Below are 20837 nucleotides of genomic sequence, written 5' to 3' on the forward strand. Positions count from 1 at the left end.
ATGAGTTCTTTTTTTGATATTAACTGAAAGCAGATATGAGGTTAAGTGAGTATATTTCCTCTTTATTGGAAACGACTCCTACGAAAATAACTTTTTAAAAGGCTCTTTCTTAAGTATTTTTAAAAAATCACCTTGTGCAAGTTGATTGGAGAGCAAGGTGCGAGACTCCAGCGGGATCAGCGGGACAGGTGAGACCATTGAATGTCGCAAGGCGACGAGTGGTCTCACCGCACGCCCCGCGGAAAGCGAGCATCCTGGAGCGGAAATCAACGACTTTTAAAGAAAACTTGGCGAGACCAAGCCTTTTGTAGGTCGAGCCTTAGATGCCCTTATACTGAAGAAAGCATTTTATACTTTCTTTAAGTGCAAGTGCAACAAAGTTTGCGAAAACGGGCTTTTAAAAAAGCTATTAAAGAAAAGGTGATCTTGATGATCGAGTCTGGCAATCTATTCGTACGTCCCTTGAAAAAAGAGGATGCCGTCCATTTGGTCAAATGGTTGAATGATCCAGAAGTTTTGCAGTGGTATGAAGGACGGGATCGCCCCCATGACCTTAACAAAGTCTATGAGCATTTTTATGAATGTGATAATCGGGTCATTAAGAATCTTGTAATGTGGAATCAGACTCCGATTGGTTATGTTCAATATTACCCTTTATCGGAAAAAGAGAAAAGAATTTATGGCTATAAACGTGATGAATCTTTATACGGAATGGATCAATTCATCGGAGAGCTCTCGTATCAGGACCGAGGGATCGGGACACAGCTCGTTAATACGGTTGCCGCGTTTCTTTTCAATAAGCTCGAAGCAGGAAAGGTTGTTATGGATCCCCAGCTGCGTAATCCACGTGCACTCAGATGTTATGAAAAATGCGGCTTCCGTCCTGTACGATACTTGAAATCCCATGAAATGCATGAAGGGAAAAAGGAAGATTGTCTATTAATCGAGAAGATCAGGAGTTGGTTGAAATTGAATGAATGGAAGCAATCGCTTGAAAACGCGATTGAACAGCGAAACTGGAGTCAGGTTATCATTTTATTAGAAAAAGAGAAGACGAAACATGCGGGTAGTGCGCCTGCAGCAACCAAACGCAAAGTCATCAAAGCGATCTTAAAGCAATGGAAAGCTTATTCCGATGTCCTTTGGGCCGGAGCGGAATTTTTAGGAGACTCGGAAAGCCCTTCTGCAAAAGAGGTCAGTGCCCATCTGATTCCCGAAGTTTATGAGTTTTATCCTGAAGAGTGTGCCCAACTTCTACATAAAATTGCGGATGATGCCAATTGGGAAGTGAGGGAATGGGGTGCAAGCGGCTGTTGTGAGATCTTGACTGAACGTTTTGAGAAATTCTATCCTGTCATGGAAGTGTGGAAGGAGGATGATTCTGAAAACATTCGGCGAGCGACAGTGTTATCCGTCATGTATGCAAGTAAATCCTTAGATGAATCCTATGCTCCCAGGCTGTTGAAAATCATTGAGCCTCTTATGAAAGACGATTCGGAGTATGTGAAGAAAAACCTGGGGGCATTTGCAATCGGGGATGGGTTATTGAAGCGATACCCTGAACATGTCCTCTCATGGTTGAAGTCGCTTGTCGGTTTTGATGATGAGACAGTACGTTGTAATGTTGCGATGGTGTTTTCAGCAGCAGCGGCAAGGTCTTATTATAAAGAAGGGGATAAGCTGTTGGCTCAATTGGAAAAAGATGAACGGAATACGATACAACGAGCAGTGAAAAAAGCCCGGAGGAATTTGGATAAGGCGATTAGAGTAACGTAAAAATTAATTCAGATTAATTTCCAAAAAGTAGTTGAATCCCACCCCTGATTCTGTAAAATAGTCTTAATACCAAACGACGTTATATTGGACGTTACATTAATGGTAGATATGACTTTTTGTAATGAAGAGGGGGATAGGGATGATCAGAAAGCTGACAGAAAAAGATCATGAACAGGTGATGTCGTTTTTAAGTGAAGAAAAAGCTATTAATCTGTTCATCATCGGAGATATTGAAAACTTCGGCTATGAAACGAATTTTCAGCAAATTTGGGGTGAATGGAACGAAGCGGACGAATTGATTGCAATCCTGCTCCGTTATAAAGAAAATTTCATTCCATATGCGAAAGGACCATTTGATGTGGATGGGTTCGCAAAAATCATTACCTCAGACGAAAACTTTCGCATTTTATCTGGGAAAGAAGACATTCTTGAGCAATTTGGAGATTATATATCCTCGAACAAGAAAAGAAGCATGTATTTCGCGGAAATGACCAACGGTGACATGCTGCCGCGTGCTTTTGATCGAGAGTGTATACGGATTGCAGAAGAAGAGGACGTTGAAGCGATCTTTAGGCTGAGGGAAAGGATCGAAGAATTCACCGGTTCCATATCTTCTCGTGAAAGCCTGCTCCATACGATCAGAACAAATACGGGTCGAACCTATCTTGTCGAAGAAGGGGATCAAGCAATTGCCAGTGTGTCGACCACAGCTGAAAATTCGATGTCAGCTATGGTCGTCGGCGTCTGTACAGACACAGCCCACCGCAATAAAGGTCTTGCTTCCAGGTCCTTAAGTGTCCTTTGTGAAGACGTATTGAAAGAGGGAAAGACCTTATGTCTGTTTTACGATAACCCGGCTGCAGGTTCGATTTACAAGCGGTTAGGCTTCAAGGATATCGGTCGTTGGACGATGTGGCATAACACGGAAAATCAGGCTTGATTGGCTGGAATTTTTCAGGTAATATGGTAGTAATTACGATTGGAATTAGGAGGTGTAAGGAATGCTTACAGGATTGTTTCGTATTTTGGATTGGCTGACAGTTGAAGTCCGTTCCATAACGCATGATTTTGCGTTCGACGGGAGAAGTATGTCCATTTTTCCAAATACGAAAATGATCAACACGTAAGCAGAACCTTATCCCTTTCATCCTTTTAAAAGTACGGATAACCATGGGCAGGTCAGCTTGCTCATGGTTTTTTGCTATCTAAAAATCTAAGGAAAATTCAATTATAAAAGGAGACTAATTTCATGATCGTAACATCACTAAATAACATCGCTAAAACGTACGCAGGTACTTGGATTTTTGAAGATATATCACTACAAATCTATGAAAAAGACCGTATAGCACTCATCGGCCCGAATGGGGCTGGAAAATCCACATTGATGAAGTGCATTGCGGGAATCGAACACGTCAACAAAGGCAACATTTCATATAAAAAAGAGTTGTCAATCGGCATGCTGGATCAAATTCCTGATATCGAGGAAGGTTTGACTGTTGAAAAAGTGCTAAAGCAATCGTTTATTGAAGTGTACGAAATCGAACAACAATTGAAACAGGTCACTGAAAAAATGGCAGATCCTGATGAACAAGATCATCTTGAGAAGCATTTCAACAAATTCAGTAAGCTGCAGAACCGCTTGGAAGAAGTAAATGGTTACGCAGTCGACTCGAAAATAAAAGGAGTTTTGCATGGACTTGGATTGGAACGTTTAAGCGATAAGCCTTTTCAATCGTTGAGCGGTGGAGAACAGACGAAGGTCGGGCTTGCTGCTATCTTGCTTGAAGAACCTGATCTGCTTTTACTCGATGAGCCGACGAACCATCTGGATATGGAAGCACTTGACTGGTTGGAGGAATACATCTGTAATTATGATGGAGCGGTCGTTATCATTTCGCATGATCGTTATTTCCTTGATGCAGTTGCTACGAAAACAATGGAGATCGATTCAGGGATCATCGAGGAATATAAAGGGAATTATTCATCCTTCGTAAAAGAAAAAGAAAAACGTTTGATGCTCGAATTCCAGGCTTATCAGGACCAGCAGAAGAAAATCAAAAAAATGAAAGAAGCGATTAAACGGATGCGGGAGTGGGCGATTCGGGCTGACAATCCAAAGATGCACAAGCGCGCTCGGAATATGGAACGAGCACTAGAACGTATGGATAAGATCGATCGTCCTAAGCTCGAACGGCAGACGGCAGCCCTTGGATTCAATTCCGCCAAACGCAGTGGGAAAGATGTCGTCATTTTCGAATACGTCACAAAGGATATCGGAGACCGTATGTTGTTTGAAAATTTGAGCATGTTGCTTCAATACAGGGAACGTGCTGCGATCATCGGTAAAAACGGGGTCGGCAAGTCAACAATCCTCCGTTTGATTTTAGGGGAAATCGAGGCTGATCATGGAAATATCCGTATCGGAGCATCGGTCAAGATCGGTTACTTGTCGCAAAAAGGGCTGACAGGTTACGAAGACTGGACGGTCCTCAATGCCTATCGGGATATCGCGAAGGTCGAGGAAGGCGAAGCACGCTATCGGTTAAGCCGGTTCCTGTTTTTCGGAAAAGACGTTTTTCAAAAGGTGAATAAGTTGAGCGGCGGTGAGCGGACTCGATTACGACTAGCACAAATGATGTCCGAGAACTATAATCTGTTGCTGCTTGATGAGCCGACGAACCATCTTGATATCGAATCGCGAGAGGCATTGGAAGAGGCGCTGGAAGGGTTTCAAGGTACGATTCTAGTCGTTTCGCATGACCGGTACTTTTTGAACAAGCTGATGGACCGGACGTACTGGCTGGAAGACCAACAGCTGAAAAGCTACATCGGCAATTATGAAGCCGCAAAAGAAAAAAGAATACAATTGAGTTGAATTTGATTCGGGGGGCTGGCACATGGTGTCGGTCTTTTTCTTAGTTGTTTTGTTGGACTGAACCAAGGGTGCATGAGGTTATCGCGGTTCATGAGGTACTCAAATTGAGAAAAACGGAATTTGAGGTGCTCAAGAAGCCGTTTAGAAGTTTTGAGTACTTCATGAGGATTCATAGACCGTTTGGGCACTAAAAACATGAAGGAAGTGCGTCAAAATGATGGTTTTATATTATGGGACTCTAGTTTGTGAAAAATGAAAACGAGGCATTCTGACCGTGAAAACCGGATAAGTCCAAATTGACGGATAGAAAGAGGGACTTTCTGACCGTGAAAAACGGATAAGCCCAAATTAACGGATAGACAGTACTCACGTCGGGCTCTCTCCCATGATTCTCCCCCAAGCCCCCCCTCCCCCTAACACTGGAAAAAATTCTCATCCTCCAGCTATTGCATATAGAACTTATGTTCGCATATAATAATTAAAAATGGAGGGTTGAGCATGAGAAGGATGTTAATTCGATCATTTGAACAGAAGAAGCCGGTTGAAATCGTCTATCTGTCCAACGATGGTACGATTACACAGCGTATGGTCTGGATCACTTCGCTCACGGAAACGACGATGACAGGATATTGTTCCTTAAGAAAACAGACTCGGACTTTCAGCATCGATCGAATTCTTTCAGCACGCATGCTTCCATTGCGAAAAAATAGAAACAACAACGCTGGATAAGGAGGGGCATAGATTCATGTATGCGACAAAAGAGGAAAGCCTGCTTATCGATCGTTTCATTCTGTATCCGATGTTATTGACAATCCTCAATCGTGATTTGCAAATTTTCCAACGTTCACCACTCAAGTTCACCCAGCCTTATGTCCTCTGGATTGAAAAAAGGATGACAGAAATCTCACATGAACTTCACCACATCCGGAAGGAAATGAAAGCGAAGAACATTAAAGTATCCTTTCATCGCAGGTACGAAGATACATCAGAATATAACATCATCGTCCGCGGCTATCATGAAGTCATCAAATATTCCAACTTCCACCTTCGAAATCAAGCGGAACTGACACTCCAACGTCTTTTCCTCGACCAAGCATGGAAAGAACCGAGCACAGGCGATTTGCATTGACTGTTCTTCAATACTTGCACTTAAAGAAAGTATAAGTGCCACTATGGCTCAGCCTACGCCAAGGCTTGGCCATGCCAGTTTTCTTTAGCAAATCTTAAAACCTACAAAAGCATGCAAAAAAATGAGATAATAGAAACTATGATTGTGAGGATTCGGAAAGGAGAATGTACATGTCGGTCCGATTTTTGGTCGGAAGATCCGGTAGTGGCAAAACGACAGTCTGTTTAGACGAAATGAGGGAACTGTTACATACTAACCCAAGAGGGAAGCCACTCGTTATGCTCGTACCTGATCAGATGACCTTCCAAATGGAATATGAACTGGTAAAAACACCTGGACTAGGCGGAATGATTCGTGCACAGGTGTTTAGTTTTTCACGCCTCGCTTTGAAGGTTCTTCAGGAAGTAGGGGGATTGACACGTTATCATCTGAATTCGACAGGGATGAACATGCTTTTGCGAAAAGTCGTTGAAAGGCAAAAAGATCAACTCATCCTGTTCCATAAGTCATCGGAACAAAGCGGTTTTTATGAATTGTTAGAAGAAATGATAACGGAGTTCAAACGCTATTGCTTAGGAGCAAGTGACATAGAAGCGTTGGAAAACACACTAATGGGCGAGAATGATGATCGCACCCTTTTAAAAGATAAACTGCATGACTTACATATCATTTACAATCAACTGGAAGAATTGCTAGCTGATAAATACGTAGATTCAGAGGATTATTTACGTTTGCTCGAAGAACGGATGCCGGAGTCGACGTTCTTCGATGGCTGTGAAGTATGGGTTGATGGATTCCACAGTTATACGCCGCAAGAGCTCGGTGCGCTTCGGACTTTGATGAAAAAAGCGGATCGTATGACGATCACGTTGACGATGGATGAACCGACCGACAACCCACCATCAGACCTCGATTTGTTCCGAATGACGACGACTACCTATCAAAAGCTGAAGGAAATTGCTGAAGAAGAGGGCATCGAAGTTGAAACAGTCCAGACATTGGATCAAAAACCACGCTTTGAAAAATCGCCTTCGATCAGACATCTGGAAAATTATTATCATGAGCGGCCGGTCGTCCCTTTTTATGGTGAAGAATGTACTGTCCAGCTCAGCGGTGCGGTCAATAGAAGGGCAGAGATCGAAGGGATTTCAAGAGACATTCAAGAGCTCATCCAGAAAAAAGGGTATCGGTATCGTGATATTGCAGTGCTTGTGAGGGATCCATCTTCCTATTCGGATTTATTGAATACATTATTCGAAGATTACGAGATTCCGTATTTCCTTGATCAAAAGCGCTCGATGCTGCATCATCCATTGATTGAATGTATCCGGTCAAGTTTGGATATCATCCTTCAAAACTGGCGGTATGACGCTGTATTTCGTTGTGTCAAGACAGATTTACTGATGGATCAGGATAGTGCGACCCAGGATTTCCGTGAGCAGGTCGATTTGATGGAGAATTATGTGCTGGCGCATGGAATCCATGGGAAAAAGAAATGGACAAGCAATGAGAATTGGATCTATCGGAAGTTCCGTTCACTGGATTTCAACCTCGGAAGTCAAACGGATGAAGAACTGGCTAAGCAGCGTCTCATCAATGATGCAAGACAAAAGGTAGCGGATCCGTTATCAAGATTGGAACGGGATTTGAAAGCTGCAAAAAATGGGAAGGCGCTATGTGAGGCGTTGTTCCTTTACCTCGAGTATCTGCAGGTGCCTGCAAAACTTGAGGAATGGCGCTATCAGGCGGAAAAAGCCGGAAATCTGAGCCTTGCGAGAGAGCATGATCAAGTGTGGAGTGCGGTCATCGATCTATTGGAACAAATGGTTGAAATCGTCGGGAATGAACCGTTGAGTCTCGAATTGTTCAGCAAGATGCTCGATACAGGTCTTGAGTCGATGCGTTTTGCACTGGTGCCTCCGGCTATTGATCAGGTCTTGATCGGAAGCCTGGATCGCTCCAGGTTTTACAAAGTGAAATGCAGCTTCATCATCGGGGTCAATGACGGCGTTTTGCCAGCAAAACCGACAGAAGATGGAATTCTTTCTGAAGATGACCGTGAAGCGCTTGTAACACTCGGTGCAGAGATGGCTCCGACTGCTCGTGAGAATCTGCTGGATGAGAATTTCCTCATCTATATGGCTTTGTCGAGTGCATCGGATCATCTATATGTCTCCTACCCGTTAGCTGATGAAGAAGGGAAGTCCCTTGTTCCGTCGATTCTCATCAATCAGCTGAAAGAATTGCTTCCGAAGCAGAGTGAACGTCTATTGATGCAAGAGCCGAGTGAGAGCGATGAATCCAATGCCCGGTTCATCGTTCGCCCAGGAAGGACGCTATCGTTCCTGACTGTACAATTGCGGCAGTGGCAGAAGGGCTATCCGATTGCTGAGGATTGGTGGCATGTATACAATTGGTTCGTCGAGAGTGACGAGTGGGAATCAAAAGCAAGACGGACGATCTACAGTCTCTTTTACCAAAATAAAACGGACAGGCTTAAAGGTGAAACGAGTAAGGAATTGTATGGTGATCATCTGAAAGCGAGTGTGTCGAGGATGGAGAAACATCAATCCTGTCCATTCTCGCATTTTGCCAGTTATGGACTGAAACTCGAGGAGAGACAGATGTTCAGACTTGAGGCGCCGGATATCGGACAGTTATTCCATGCTGCGCTGAAGGAAGTCTCGGATTATCTGCAACAGCGTGGCATTGATTGGAGAGAGCTTTCATCAGCAGATTGTTATCGTATTGCTGGGGAGATGGTCGAAAAGCTTGCACCACGCTTACAGAGTCAGATTCTATTAAGCTCGAACCGCTATCAATATATCAAACGAAAATTAAAAAATGTCGTTGGAAGAGCTTCCTACGTACTCAGCCAGCAAGCGAAGGCGAGCGGGTTTTCACCAGTGGGACTTGAACTCGGGTTTGGCAACTCAGATAAAATCCCGCCGTTGAAATATACGCTGCCGAATGGGACGACGATGGAAGTGATCGGGCGGATTGATCGGGTAGATGCAGCAACTAATCATGAGGGACTGTTCCTTCGCGTCATCGACTATAAATCAAGCCAAAGAGGGTTGAATTTGTCTGAGGTTTATTACGGAATCGCACTACAGATGCTTACCTACCTGGATGTGGTGATCACCCATTCCGACCGTTGGCTTGGCAAAACCGCTGATCCAGCAGGTGTGCTGTATTTCCATGTGCACAATCCCGTCCACTCATCGAAAAAGCTTTTGACCCTTGATGAAATCGAAAAAGAGCTTTTCAAGAAGTTCAAGATGAAAGGCTATGTACTTGAGGATGAAGACATTGTCCAGTTGATGGATGAAGGCATAGATGGACACTCAGAAATCATCCCTGTCGCTACAAAAAAAGATGGCAGCTTCCGTAAAGGGTCATCACTCATGAACAAAGAGCAATTCAATGAGGTACGTTCCTATGTCCGTTCGATGATCGGTTCAATCGGGACGGATATCACGAACGGAAATATCGATATCGCACCATATGAAATGCAAAAACGAACACCTTGTACGTTCTGTTCGTTCCGATCAGTGTGTCAGTTCGATCACTCATTGGAAGAGAACAACTATCGACTATTGAAGGATATAAAAGACGATGAACTGTTTGAACAAATTCGAAAGAAAGGGGGAGATCAGGATGCGTGATGTCATTCCAAAACCTGAAGGGGCACAATGGACCGACGAACAATGGCATGCAATCACAGCGAGAGGGGAGGACATCCTTGTCGCAGCTGCCGCCGGATCAGGAAAAACAGCTGTTCTCGTGGAACGGATCATCAGAAGGCTGACGGACCAGGACGGTGTCGATGTCGACCGGTTATTGATCGTGACATTTACCAATGCAGCAGCAGCTGAGATGAGGAAACGTATCGGAATCGCGCTTGAGAAAGCATTGAAGGAAAAGCCTGGCTCGCTTCATTTAAGACGACAGCTGACTTTGTTGAACAGAGCATCGATTTCAACCCTCCATTCCTTCTGTATCGAAGTCTTACGAAAGTATTATTACCAGTTGGATCTGGATCCGAATTTCCGGATTGCCGATCAAACCGAAGCGGAATTGATCCGTCAGGAAGTCCTTGAAGAACTTTTGGAAGAGGAGTATGGGCATGAAGATAATGAACCGTTCTTCGATTTGGTTGACCGTTTCAGCAATGACCGCGGCGATGATGAAATCCAGAATATGATCATCCGCTTATATGATTTTTCCCGTAGCTATCCATGGCCGGAACAGTGGCTAGAACAAATGGGTGGAAAATATTCGAAAAGTGAGCAAGTGGAAACGATCGAAGAGCTTTCGTGGACGAATGAATTAGTCCAGGATGTCCAGTTGCAGTTGCGTGGAATGCTTGAATTATTGGAACAAGCGAAGCAATGGGCACTTCTTCCAGGCGGTCCAGGACCTTATTACGATACGTTGGTCCAAGATGAGCAGATGGTCCGGAGTCTAATTGAAGCTGGTGCAGTGTCGTGGCAGAAGGTGTTTGAAACATTCCAGGAAAACAAATTTTCACGATTGAAGGCGTGCAAAGGGGACGAGTACGACGAAGCTCTGAAAGAAAGCGTCAAATCGATAAGAGATCGTGTAAAAAAGCAAGTGGAAGGTCTTCAGGAAGAGTTGTTCAGCCGTTCTCCGGAATCGTTCATCAACCATATCCGGGAACTGGTTCCAGTTATGCAGACGTTGATTAAGCTTGTAAAAAGCTTTTCTGTACGTTTCCAGTCCGCAAAGAAAGAAAAAGGACTCGTGGACTTTTCCGATTTGGAACATTTTTGCCTTGAGGTTCTTACAGGGGAAGGTTCATCGGAAAAACGGTTGGTTCCTTCCCAGGCAGCACAGGAATACCGCCAGAAATTCATTGAAGTCCTTGTCGATGAGTACCAAGATACGAACCTTGTCCAAGAATCGATTGTCCAACTCGTGACGAAGGAGCAGGAAGAAGGAGCGAACCTCTTTATGGTCGGTGATGTGAAACAGAGTATCTATCGTTTCCGCTTGGCTGAACCGACTTTATTTTTAGATAAATATAAGCGTTTCTATCAGTCGGACCCAGGGGAAGGTGTACGCATCGACTTGTCTAAAAACTTCCGGAGCCGCCGGGATGTTATCGATAGCACGAACTTCCTGTTCAAACAGATCATGAATGAAACCGTGGGTGAGATCGAATACGATGAAGCTGCGAAACTGCGCCTTGGAGCGGACTATCCTGAGAATGAACAAGCGGCAACAGAATTGGTTCTGATCGATCGAAGTGAAGAGGAAGAGGCAGACGATGATATTGAGAATCTAGAATCGATCCAGCTTGAGGCCCGCTGGATGGCCAAACGGATCAAACAATTGATCGGCCATAACGAGGAACAGCAGCCTTATCGGGTCTATGATGGGAAGATGAAACAATATCGCCCGATTGAATACCGGGATATCGTGATTCTGCTACGCTCGACTTCTACAACAGCCCCTATCCTCCAGGAGGAGTTCAAAAAACAAGGTATTCCAGCTTATGCGGACTTATCAACAGGCTATTTCGAAGCTGTTGAGGTATCGGTCATGCTGTCGTTGCTGCAGGTCATCGATAACCCTTATCAGGACATCCCGCTTGCCTCTGTACTGCGTTCTCCGATCATTACATTGACAGGTGAGGAATTGGCGGAAGTGCGGATTGCTGACAAAAAAGGCTCGTATTATGAAGCGGTTATGGCTTTTATGAAACAAGCGGCACCATCGTCTGCTTTGGAGAAAATAGAATTTTTCTATAAAAAACTGCAAGAATGGCGGACGAAAGCTCGTCAAGGGGATTTATCCGATCTTATCTGGCAGATCTACCGCGAAACGGGTTACTACGACTATGTAGGTGGAATGCCGGGCGGACAGCAGCGCCAGGCGAACCTGCGGGCATTATATGATCGTGCAAGACAATATGAAAATACATCATTCCGTGGTTTGTTCCGCTTTCTGAGATTCATCGAACGGATGAGGGATCAGGGAAAGGATCTAGGCACAGCAAGAGCCCTGGGCGAGCAAGAGGATGTCGTCCGGATCATGACGATTCACAAGAGTAAAGGATTGGAGTTCCCGGTCGTTTTCCTTGCGAACCTGAACAAACGATTTAATGAAATGGACTTGAGAGGCGGATTCCTCCTTCATAAAGAAATCGGATTCGGCGCAAAATTCATGAATCCAAACCACAGGATCAGTTATCCGACATTGCCTCAGCTTGCCATCCAGAAACGCCTCCGAATGGAGATGGTGGCAGAAGAGATGAGGATCCTTTATGTTGCATTGACACGTGCGCAAGAGAAACTGATTCTGCTCGGGGCAGTTCGTGATCTCGACAAACAAGTGACGCAGTGGGAACACCTCGTATCTCGAAAAGGATGGTTATTACCTGACTTCGAGAGGGCATCAGCGAAATCATATTTGGATTGGATTGGTCCGGCAGTCATCCGACATCCGAGCATGGAGTTATTACGAAATCGGGTAGGAAGCGGAAGTGTGATTGATGAGGACCTCACCCAGACCCAGCACAGATGGGCGTTATCCATCTTACCATCCCGGGAAATCGTCGTGACGGATGAAGAAAAAGCGGAGGATAAAAGCGCACGTCTTGAACAGATCAAATCATGGGAGCTGATTAATACAGGAGGGTCGAGCGATGTGCCAGAATCGTTGTCGTGGCGATATCCGTATCAATTCTCAGAAAGGCATATGTCCAAGCAGTCTGTTACGGAATTGAAACGAAACTTGGAAACGCGAGACGAATATGGTGACACATCGTTTGTCCGGCAGTTCCGTAATTCACTCGGGGAACGTCCGAATTTCATGCAGGAAAGATCATTGAATGCCGCAGAGCGTGGTACGGCGATGCACCTTGTCATGCAGCATTTGACGAAGCCTGAAAACATCTCGAAGGAAACGATTGTTGAGACTGTCGCGAAGCTTGTCAACGACGAACTGCTGACCGAAGAGCAAGCAGATGCGATAGATGTTGGTTCCATCGACCTCTTTTTCAAAACTGAACTCGGTGAACAGATTCAGAAATGTACATCTGTCCATCGTGAAGTTCCGTTCAGTCTTGCGTTACCAGCTGGAGACGCCTATTCTGATTGGTCTGGGTCCATTGATGAACATGTCCTCGTCCAGGGAGTGATGGACTGTGTGATTGAAGAGGACGATGGCTTCATTTTGCTTGACTATAAGACAGATGCAATCAAAAATCGATTCGAGAATTTCGAAAAGGCACGTCCAGTTTTAGAGCGACGTTATCAAGTTCAACTTGAACTGTACGCAAAGGCGATTGAACAGATCTGGAAAAAGCCATGCAAGAAGAAATATCTATACTTTTTTGATGGTGGACATCTTCTCCGTCTACCATGACAAGGGGGGAAACTATGAGATTACTTCATACTGCCGATTGGCATCTCGGAAGGACACTTGAAGGAAGAAACCGACTTCCGGAGCAGGAACAATTTTTAGAGGAATTATGTGACATCGTTAAGGACCAAAAAGTGGATGTCGTTTTGATGGCTGGTGATGTATTTGACACGGTCAATCCCCCTGCGGCAGCTGAACAATTATTTTATGAGTCGATGGCGAGATTGACGAAGGATCAACAATGTAAGGTGATCATCATCGCAGGGAACCATGATAATCCTGATCGATTGAGTGCCGCCGGTCCACTCGCCGCAATGCACGGAATCACCATCATAGGGTATCCGACGATCCAACCACTCTGTTTTGGGATCGAGTCGACTGGAGAACGGTTGAAACTGGCCGGGCTTCCATATCCATCAGAGTCCCGATTGAAAGAAGTTTTGACTGAATCCTTTGATGAGGAAACATTGAGGAATGCCTATGACGTCCGTATTGAAAAATTGTTCGATGAACTGTGCGGTAATTTTGGTACAAACAGTGTGAACATTGCGATGAGCCACATTTATGTTACAGGCGGGCGTGAAAGTGAGTCGGAAAGACCGATCCAAGTAGGAGGGGCTTATACCGTATCAGCGAATGCCCTTCCTTCACAAGTTCAATATACTGCACTAGGCCATCTGCATCGCCCGCAATCGATCTATCGGTCTAGCAGTCTGGCAAGGTATTCGGGTTCACCGCTTTGCTATAGTTTTTCTGAAGCAGGGCAAACGAAATCAGTCACCATCCTTGATATCGAACCAGGCTCTGAACCGAAAATGGAGGAAATCTTCCTTTCCTGCGGTAAACCCTTGGTACGATGGAAAGCAGAAGAAGGGTTGATCCAGGTCCATCGCTGGCTTGATGAAAAGAAGGACGCTAATGCGTGGATTGATCTAGAAGTGCATTTGAAGGATACATTGAGCATGGAACAGATTCACCATCTTCGGAATTCCCATAGCGGATTCATCCATATCCGGCCAGTATTTGAAGAAATGGAAGAGATGAGTACGGAAACAAAGACCTCTGATCTTCCAATTGACGAGTTGTTCACCCGGTTCTATGAACGGCAGACGAACGGTGGAAAGCCTGATGAGCAAACAGTGAAATTATTCATGGAACTGATCTACGAAAACGAAGGGGGCGTATAAGAATGAGACCTATACACCTCTCTGTAACAGGTTTACATAGTTTCCGCGAAAAGCAAGACGTGGATTTTCAAATCCTCTGTGAAGGAGGCGTATTCGGGATTTTCGGACCGACTGGAAGCGGAAAGTCTTCCTTGTTAGATGCAGTCACATTAGCCCTTTATGGGAAAATCGAACGTGCAGCCAATACGATCCAGGGAATCATGAACCATGCAGAAGATCATCTGCATGTCAGCTTCACATTCGAATTGGGGAAAGAACATTCGGGAAAACGGTATCGAGTAGAACGGACCTATAAAAAAGGAAAGAATGAATCGATCCGGACAAGCACTTGCCGTCTGATCGAAGTCATTAACGAGGAAACGATGGTCCTTGCTGATAAAGAAAGGGATGTGACTTCACAGGTCGAATGCATTTTAGGGTTGACGCTCACCGACTTCACACGAGCGGTTGTCTTGCCGCAAGGAAAATTTGCCGAGTTCCTCTCGCTTAAAGGTGCGGAAAGACGGCAGATGCTGCAGCGTCTCTTTCATTTAGAAAAATACGGTGATCATCTGAATCACCGTCTGAAACGGAAAACTGAAGAAACGAACATGGTTTTAAAAGAGATTGCAGCTGAACAGCAGGGTTTAGGAGATGCATCGAAGGAAGCGATCATCGAACTTCAGAACAAGCTTGAAAAAGCGATCCAGATAGTAGAACGAAGAAATCTCGAATTGGAAAAGAAGGAAGTTCAATTCGAGCATTACCGGCAAATTTGGAGTTGGCAGGAAGAGCTGGATGAAGTAAAACGAAAACTCGCTGTACTGGATAAAAAAGAGCCTGAAATCAAGGAGCTTGAAGAGAAACTGAAGTTATCGAGAGAAGCCGATTCCTTGTTTCCGGTCGTTGAAGAGCTTGAGTCGATCCTTAATGAGCAGCAATCGTGGGCCTCGAAAAAGGCTGAACTCGAACAAGAAACCGGACAATCGAAGAAACACGTTGAGGACATACAACATCAACTCCGTACAATCCAGAAGGAACGATCTGATCATGAACCTGTCTTGTATGAACGCCTGCAGCAATTGAAATATGCAAAAGAACTAGAGGGCGACTATGAACGAGAAGCACAATCCCTCTGTAGTGAAAAGACGAAACTTACTGAAGCAAAACAAGAACTGAATGCATTAGAAATAGAACTTGATAAGCTCAAAGCTACGAAACAAAAAGCAATCGATCGACAAGCGGAAATCAAAACTGATCTTGAAAAGAAAACAGTTCCGATTGAAGAACGAAATCGATTACGGGATGCGCTCGCGCTGAAACGCGAGATTGACCGCTCAGACGAAACGAAAGCTGAATTGAAGAATGAACAAAAAAAGATAACGGATACTGAACAAAAACTGAATGCTGAAATAGAAAAACTTGAAAAGCAGAGGAAAAATGTAAAACGGAACATTAGTTATCTGTTGCAGCATACCGAGTCGATGTTCAACCGCGTTTGTGAACATGAACGGGTAATCGAACGCGCCAAACATTCGATTGAACAATCCTTGAAGGATGCGATCCAAAGGCAGAAGGATGGGGAAGTCCATACACTAGCCGTTCAGATTGCTCAAGAGTTGACAACAGGAGAAGCTTGTCCCGTGTGTGGATCAAAGGAACATCCTGCTCCAGCTGGAGAAACAGGTGAAAGCGAAGATTACCAATCAGCAGTTGCTGAATTGGAAACGCTTTTCAAATCCTTGAAAGATGAAGAATTAGCTGTCCATTATTGTAAAAAAGATCTGGAACATTTCTTTGAAGCGGTACAAGATTATGTGCAAAAAGGTGAGTTCAGTGATAATGAAATCGCTGCAACCACTTTCGATCCAATCGAGAACGGTCTTCAAACGAAGGATGACTTGAAGAATTATTTGCGATTACTGCAAACAGAAACAAAAGGATTCAAGCAAGATGTGATTGAACTTAAAGAAAAGCGGACTAAATACACGGCTTTATATGCAGAATACGATAAAAAATTGGTGGAGAACTCCGCAACCTTGAATACGTGCAATCGTGATGCTTCTAAAGTCGAAGAGAAGCTGAAAGAAGTTGACCGAAAAGCTGCAGAGCACGAAAAGCGCTGGAATGCTGCATTCAAAACCTATGAAATGAATCAACTCGAACAATTGCAAAAAGAAATGGATCAGAAAGAACAAGAAGTTGAGGATTTGAAGCGGCGATATGATCGAAGTATTTCTTATTTGGTCGAGGTGGATGGGACGATCACGCAAGGTACTGAAGACAATCAGTCACTTAAACAGAATGTAACTGAACTGACTTCAAGCGTGTCGAGTAAAGATGCCAGGTGTGAAGAGCTAAAGAAAAAGCTTGAAGAAATTTGTGGCAATGAAAAAGCAGAGACGCTTCATAAGAATGTCCAGGCTCAGTTGGAGGAATTGAAACAAAAGGAACAACACGTCCAGCAGCAGGCTGAATTTGAAAGTAAAAAACTGCAAAAGTTAGAACAGGAACTTGAAGTTGCGAAATCGACCTTACAAAACATTGAAGAACGTTTAACGAAAGCACGAGAAAAATGGGAGCAAAAAGTGAAAGAAACGTCATTTGAAACGAAAGAGCAAGTGAAGGAGGCGCTTATCCCGGCTCAAAAACAGAGCAATTGGGAAGATGAGATCGAGCAATACCATAAACAAAAGCAGAATCAACAGCATGATCAAAAACGACTGCTTGCTCATTTGAATAACAAAGAGGTCAGTATCAATGAATGGGAACAGGTCCAAGAAGAGTTGAAGCATGCCAAACTGGAGAAAGAAGCGGCGCTATCTGAAAAAGTAAAACTCGAATCAGCTTTAACTGATATGAAAGCACGAGCAGAGAAATTCGCCAGTTTGGAAGAAAAGCGTCTGAAAAATGAAGAGCTTTCTGAGAGACTCGGAAAATTACAAGCTGTCTTCCGTGGAAACAGCTTTGTGGAATTCATAGCTGAAGAACAATTAAGCCAAGTTGCACGGGATGCGTCACAACGGCTCGGTGAATTGACAAGGCAGCGTTATGCTTTGGAAGTTGATTCCACAGGTGGATTCGTTATCCGTGATGATGCCAATGGTGGTGTCCGCAGACCTGTCACCTCATTGTCAGGAGGAGAAACCTTCTTGACCTCCCTAGCGCTTGCCCTGTCTTTATCAGCACAAATACAGCTGCAAGGTGAGTATCCATTGGAATTCTTTTTCCTTGATGAAGGGTTCGGGACACTTGATCAATCACTACTGGATACAGTAATTTCTGCTTTGGAACGCCTACAAATGCAGCGGGTCTCCGTCGGAGTGATCTCCCACGTACCTGAGCTCCGCGCTCGTTTGCCAAGAAGATTGATCGTTACCCCGGCAACACCATCAGGAAAAGGAAGCAGTGTAGCCATTGAAACGTTATGAGTTTGATCAGGATTGGCCGAAAACGGTCAATCCTTTTTGAATTCTCGTAAACTTTAATGTTGATTCTTTGAGTGAAATTCACAAAAATCAAAGTCAAAACAGAACATACGCTATATTCAGTACGATTTTTGGAGAGGATGGTTTTATACTACAAAAACAGAGGAGCCTTTTCTAATGGAAATATTCTTGGACTCAGTCAAAGTGATCGGCCGTATCATCACCATCCTTCCATTCATGTTGTTCATCACTCTTTACATGGGAAAAAGGTCGATTGGAGAACTCCCTGTGTTCGATTTTCTTGTTATTTTAGTGTTAGGAGCTGTCGTTGGAGCCGATATTGCTGATCCGGACATCAATCATATTCACACCATCGTTGCAATGATCGTGATTGCTCTTCTACAAAAATTAATCGTCTATCTGAAAATGAAGAACCGTAAGATTGGAAAAATGATGACATTTGAACCCGCGGTGGTAATCTATAATGGGAAATTTCTCTATGAAAAAATGAAAAAAGAAAAATATGCGATTGATAATATCCTGCAGATGCTGCGTGATAAAAACGTCTATAACATAGAAGACGTAGAGATTGCGATCATTGAAGCGAACGGTGATTTGTCTGTAAAAATGATTCCTTCAAAAGAAGGTGTTACGAGAGAAGATTTGAAGGTTGAAGGAGAACCTGGAAATTTTGAGATTCCGATCATTTTGGATGGGGAAATTCAGTTGGATTTATTGAGGTGGCTGAATAAGAATGAACAGTGGTTAGAAGACATGCTTGTAAAAAGGAATATTACTGATGTGAAGGCCGTCTTTTATGGGGCATATAACCGGAAGGGCGAGTTATTTCTTTCACTAAAGGACGGAACCAATCCAAACGTTCCTCCTATTGATCATTGACAACAAGGTTCCAAGGTAAGACTTATTCCTGTAACTAAATTTTCTGCTGTAAAAACAAGGATATTGCAAAAAAATATCGAAGATTAGCAGAACGAAATGCCAAAGTATTCTAGTCAACAATAAATGAAAAATAATTTTTGGAAAATATATTGGAAAAATATGATATCATTTGAGAAATCTGATAGGATAGATTATATCATCATGTTCGACACAGAAGAGGGGGAATATCGGTTGGAGCATCAGGTACAGGTTTGGAAAGGATTGTTCAGGCCACAAGAAACATTACATACGTTAAGAGAGTCCACATCCATCCAAGGTTATAGATTCAGAGTTTTGATTTTATTATTGTGCAGTTCGCTCGTATTCGGTTTTCTTTTATACATAAGTGCACCTGAATGGTTGAAGATGCCAGAAGCAACCGCCATGCAATTGACAGCTGAACAAAAACAGGCAGCTTCGATTTTTATCGGAATCGGTGGAGTGATCAGTGGTTTAGCCTTACCATTCCTGCTTATAGGAGCGTCTGCATTCATATTCTGGGGATTCTTCCGGGATATTGGTTTTAAAAAGTTATTTGTTTTACATACGTATTTGTACGTCATCATTTTAATAGGTTTAGCAGCGAATATTCCTTATATGCTGGCTTTCGGTTCCACTGAAATGTTATCGCCATTCGGTGTTGGCCCGTGGGTCAATGCGATTACTGATAATGTATTTCTGACAAGTTTCTTCGGATGGATTACGATCTTTTTCATCTGGCATATTTATGCGTCAATCAAACTGTTGATGGAAGCTTCGTTGAAGTCGAAACGATATGTATTGACTGTATCGATAGGATTGCATCTACTATTGATCCTGATCGTCGCTGTCATTAATACCATGTACCATATGCAATTGAACGGATAGAATTGGGGGGCATCATGTTGAACCGGCACATGAAAAGAGCATTAATAGGACTACCGATCTTATTATTCATCATATTGAATACGTACTTGTTTCTTTTGAATGAATCATTGTTTGCTAGTGAGAAGCCATATGACGTGACGAAGATCGAACAACATGATTTAAGGGAAACGATTGAAGCTGCGGGAATGGTCATACCGAAGGAAACACAAGAATTTTACTATGAACCTCACCGCGGGAATATTGAAGAAGTACTCGTTGAAGAGGGGGAGGAAATCTCTTCAGGAACCGAAATTTTAAAGTATCAAACATCAGATATCGAAAACCAAATAACGACATTAGAAAATGAAATCGATGAGCTCGAGACAGAAAAGGATTATTATGAAGATCGTGAAACCATTCTCCAAGGCCAGATTCGTACTGAGTCCAATAAAGAGGAAGAAGAGAAGAATGAGTCGAACATCTTCATGCTTGAACAGCAGAAAGCGGATGCTGCCTATCAGGCTGATCGTGTTGATAGTCTCATATCGAGCAAGGAAAGTGAAATCAGCCTGTTGGAATCTCGATTAGACGAAAAAGTAGTCAAAAGCAATGTTGCAGGCACTGTCAAAAAGGTGAATAGAAATGCAACATCGAGTGACCAACCCTTGGTCGTCATTTCAAGCGAAGATAATGTCATTGTGAGAGCTTATCTTTCAGAGGATGAGGTTGTGCTTTTACGAGAAGGGGATGAAGTAACTGTAAGCTCTCCTCGTGGTGAAGACAGGAAAGGGCAGATAGCCAAAATCGGCACACCGGATGAGGAAAAAGAAGATCTGAAGTTCCCGGTGGATATTGAGGTTGAAGCAGAGTCGGAAAACCGAGCGCTAGTCGGAAGCACGGTGAATATTACGGTTAAACCAGTCGCTGTTGAAGGTGCAGTAGCTGTAAAACATGACTGGATCGTCCATGATGACGGTGAGGATTTTGTCCTGGTCGTGAAGAATGATTATATTGACAAAAGGAAAGTCAGCTTCGGTTTCGAAAATGAAACCTATAAAGAAGTGACTAAAGGATTGAAGGCTGAAGAAACGATCGTGATGAAACCGAATGTACTGTTAGTCGATGACATGGAGATAGAAACGAAAGATACCGGAAAAAAGAAGAAGAGTGATTCTAAGGTAAAACCAGATTCTGATGAACAAAAGGGAGAAGGTTCCACTGAAGAGAATCCTGAATCTGCTGTAGAAATTGAAGATGAAGATGAAGGAACAGAATAGAGTTAATAG

The 20837-nt window shown here is 43.6% G+C and carries 13 protein-coding genes; all 13 read left to right on the top strand.

What is annotated here, in order from left to right; genetic code table 11:
- Positions 1–369: 369 nt before the first annotated feature.
- The 13 genes from ACTWQL_RS19550 (at position 370) to ACTWQL_RS19610 (ending at position 20828) form a co-directional block, all read left to right on the top strand.
- Positions 370–1776 carry a GNAT family N-acetyltransferase gene (locus tag ACTWQL_RS19550; RefSeq protein WP_443144086.1) on the top strand — a complete coding sequence of 469 codons (1407 nt, stop codon included), beginning with the start codon at positions 370–372 and terminating at the stop codon, positions 1774–1776.
- A 139-nt stretch (positions 1777–1915) separates the two neighbouring features.
- The gene (locus ACTWQL_RS19555; RefSeq protein WP_443144087.1) at positions 1916–2716 is read left to right on the top strand and encodes a GNAT family N-acetyltransferase; all 801 of its coding nucleotides are present in this window, start codon (positions 1916–1918) and stop codon (positions 2714–2716) included.
- A 61-nt stretch (positions 2717–2777) separates the two neighbouring features.
- Positions 2778–2903 carry an RAxF-45 family protein gene (locus ACTWQL_RS19560; RefSeq protein WP_443144088.1) on the top strand — a complete coding sequence of 42 codons (126 nt, stop codon included), beginning with the start codon at positions 2778–2780 and terminating at the stop codon, positions 2901–2903.
- Positions 2904–3025: 122 nt separating this feature from the next.
- The gene (abc-f, locus tag ACTWQL_RS19565) at positions 3026–4651 is read left to right on the top strand and encodes a ribosomal protection-like ABC-F family protein (RefSeq protein WP_443144089.1); all 1626 of its coding nucleotides are present in this window, start codon (positions 3026–3028) and stop codon (positions 4649–4651) included.
- A 498-nt stretch (positions 4652–5149) separates the two neighbouring features.
- Complete coding sequence (locus tag ACTWQL_RS19570; RefSeq protein WP_443144090.1) at positions 5150–5380, top strand: WYL domain-containing protein; 231 nt, start codon at positions 5150–5152, stop codon at positions 5378–5380.
- A gap of 16 nt (positions 5381–5396) precedes the next feature.
- Positions 5397–5780 carry a hypothetical protein gene (locus tag ACTWQL_RS19575; RefSeq protein ID WP_443144091.1) on the top strand — a complete coding sequence of 128 codons (384 nt, stop codon included), beginning with the start codon at positions 5397–5399 and terminating at the stop codon, positions 5778–5780.
- 170 nt (positions 5781–5950) lie between these two features.
- Positions 5951–9448 carry a helicase-exonuclease AddAB subunit AddB gene (addB, locus tag ACTWQL_RS19580; protein ID WP_443144092.1) on the top strand — a complete coding sequence of 1166 codons (3498 nt, stop codon included), beginning with the start codon at positions 5951–5953 and terminating at the stop codon, positions 9446–9448.
- Positions 9441–13175 carry a helicase-exonuclease AddAB subunit AddA gene (addA, locus tag ACTWQL_RS19585; RefSeq protein WP_443144093.1) on the top strand — a complete coding sequence of 1245 codons (3735 nt, stop codon included), beginning with the start codon at positions 9441–9443 and terminating at the stop codon, positions 13173–13175. The genes addB and addA overlap by 8 nt, the downstream gene beginning before the upstream one ends.
- Positions 13176–13189: 14 nt before the next feature.
- On the top strand, positions 13190–14359 hold the full coding sequence (locus tag ACTWQL_RS19590) for an exonuclease SbcCD subunit D (protein ID WP_443144094.1): 1170 nt from the start codon (positions 13190–13192) through the stop codon (positions 14357–14359).
- Positions 14360–14361: 2 nt separating this feature from the next.
- Positions 14362–17769: an AAA family ATPase gene (locus tag ACTWQL_RS19595; protein WP_443144095.1), complete on the top strand. Its 3408-nt coding sequence runs from the start codon at positions 14362–14364 to the stop codon at positions 17767–17769.
- 174 nt (positions 17770–17943) lie between these two features.
- A complete protein-coding gene (locus ACTWQL_RS19600; protein WP_443144096.1) occupies positions 17944–18666 on the top strand; it encodes a DUF421 domain-containing protein in 723 nt (240 codons plus the stop codon).
- A gap of 231 nt (positions 18667–18897) precedes the next feature.
- A complete protein-coding gene (locus ACTWQL_RS19605) occupies positions 18898–19572 on the top strand; it encodes a YIP1 family protein (RefSeq protein WP_443144097.1) in 675 nt (224 codons plus the stop codon).
- 14 nt (positions 19573–19586) lie between these two features.
- Complete coding sequence (locus ACTWQL_RS19610; RefSeq protein ID WP_443144098.1) at positions 19587–20828, top strand: efflux RND transporter periplasmic adaptor subunit; 1242 nt, start codon at positions 19587–19589, stop codon at positions 20826–20828.
- The last annotated feature ends 9 nt before the right edge of the window (positions 20829–20837 follow it).

Origin of the sequence: Pseudalkalibacillus sp. R45, from assembly GCF_052246725.1 — a bacterium.
GTDB lineage: Bacteria > Bacillota > Bacilli > Bacillales > Fictibacillaceae > Pseudalkalibacillus.

Coding starts and splice junctions, on each gene's coding strand:
- ACTWQL_RS19570 (WP_443144090.1), top strand. CDS start 5,150: ATGAGAAGGATGTTAATTCGATCATTTGAACAGAAGAAGCCGGTTGAA.
- ACTWQL_RS19560 (WP_443144088.1), top strand. CDS start 2,778: ATGCTTACAGGATTGTTTCGTATTTTGGATTGGCTGACAGTTGAAGTC.
- addA (WP_443144093.1), top strand. CDS start 9,441: ATGCGTGATGTCATTCCAAAACCTGAAGGGGCACAATGGACCGACGAA.
- ACTWQL_RS19590 (WP_443144094.1), top strand. CDS start 13,190: ATGAGATTACTTCATACTGCCGATTGGCATCTCGGAAGGACACTTGAA.
- ACTWQL_RS19610 (WP_443144098.1), top strand. CDS start 19,587: ATGTTGAACCGGCACATGAAAAGAGCATTAATAGGACTACCGATCTTA.
- ACTWQL_RS19595 (WP_443144095.1), top strand. CDS start 14,362: ATGAGACCTATACACCTCTCTGTAACAGGTTTACATAGTTTCCGCGAA.
- ACTWQL_RS19555 (WP_443144087.1), top strand. CDS start 1,916: ATGATCAGAAAGCTGACAGAAAAAGATCATGAACAGGTGATGTCGTTT.
- ACTWQL_RS19600 (WP_443144096.1), top strand. CDS start 17,944: ATGGAAATATTCTTGGACTCAGTCAAAGTGATCGGCCGTATCATCACC.
- abc-f (WP_443144089.1), top strand. CDS start 3,026: ATGATCGTAACATCACTAAATAACATCGCTAAAACGTACGCAGGTACT.
- ACTWQL_RS19575 (WP_443144091.1), top strand. CDS start 5,397: ATGTATGCGACAAAAGAGGAAAGCCTGCTTATCGATCGTTTCATTCTG.
- addB (WP_443144092.1), top strand. CDS start 5,951: ATGTCGGTCCGATTTTTGGTCGGAAGATCCGGTAGTGGCAAAACGACA.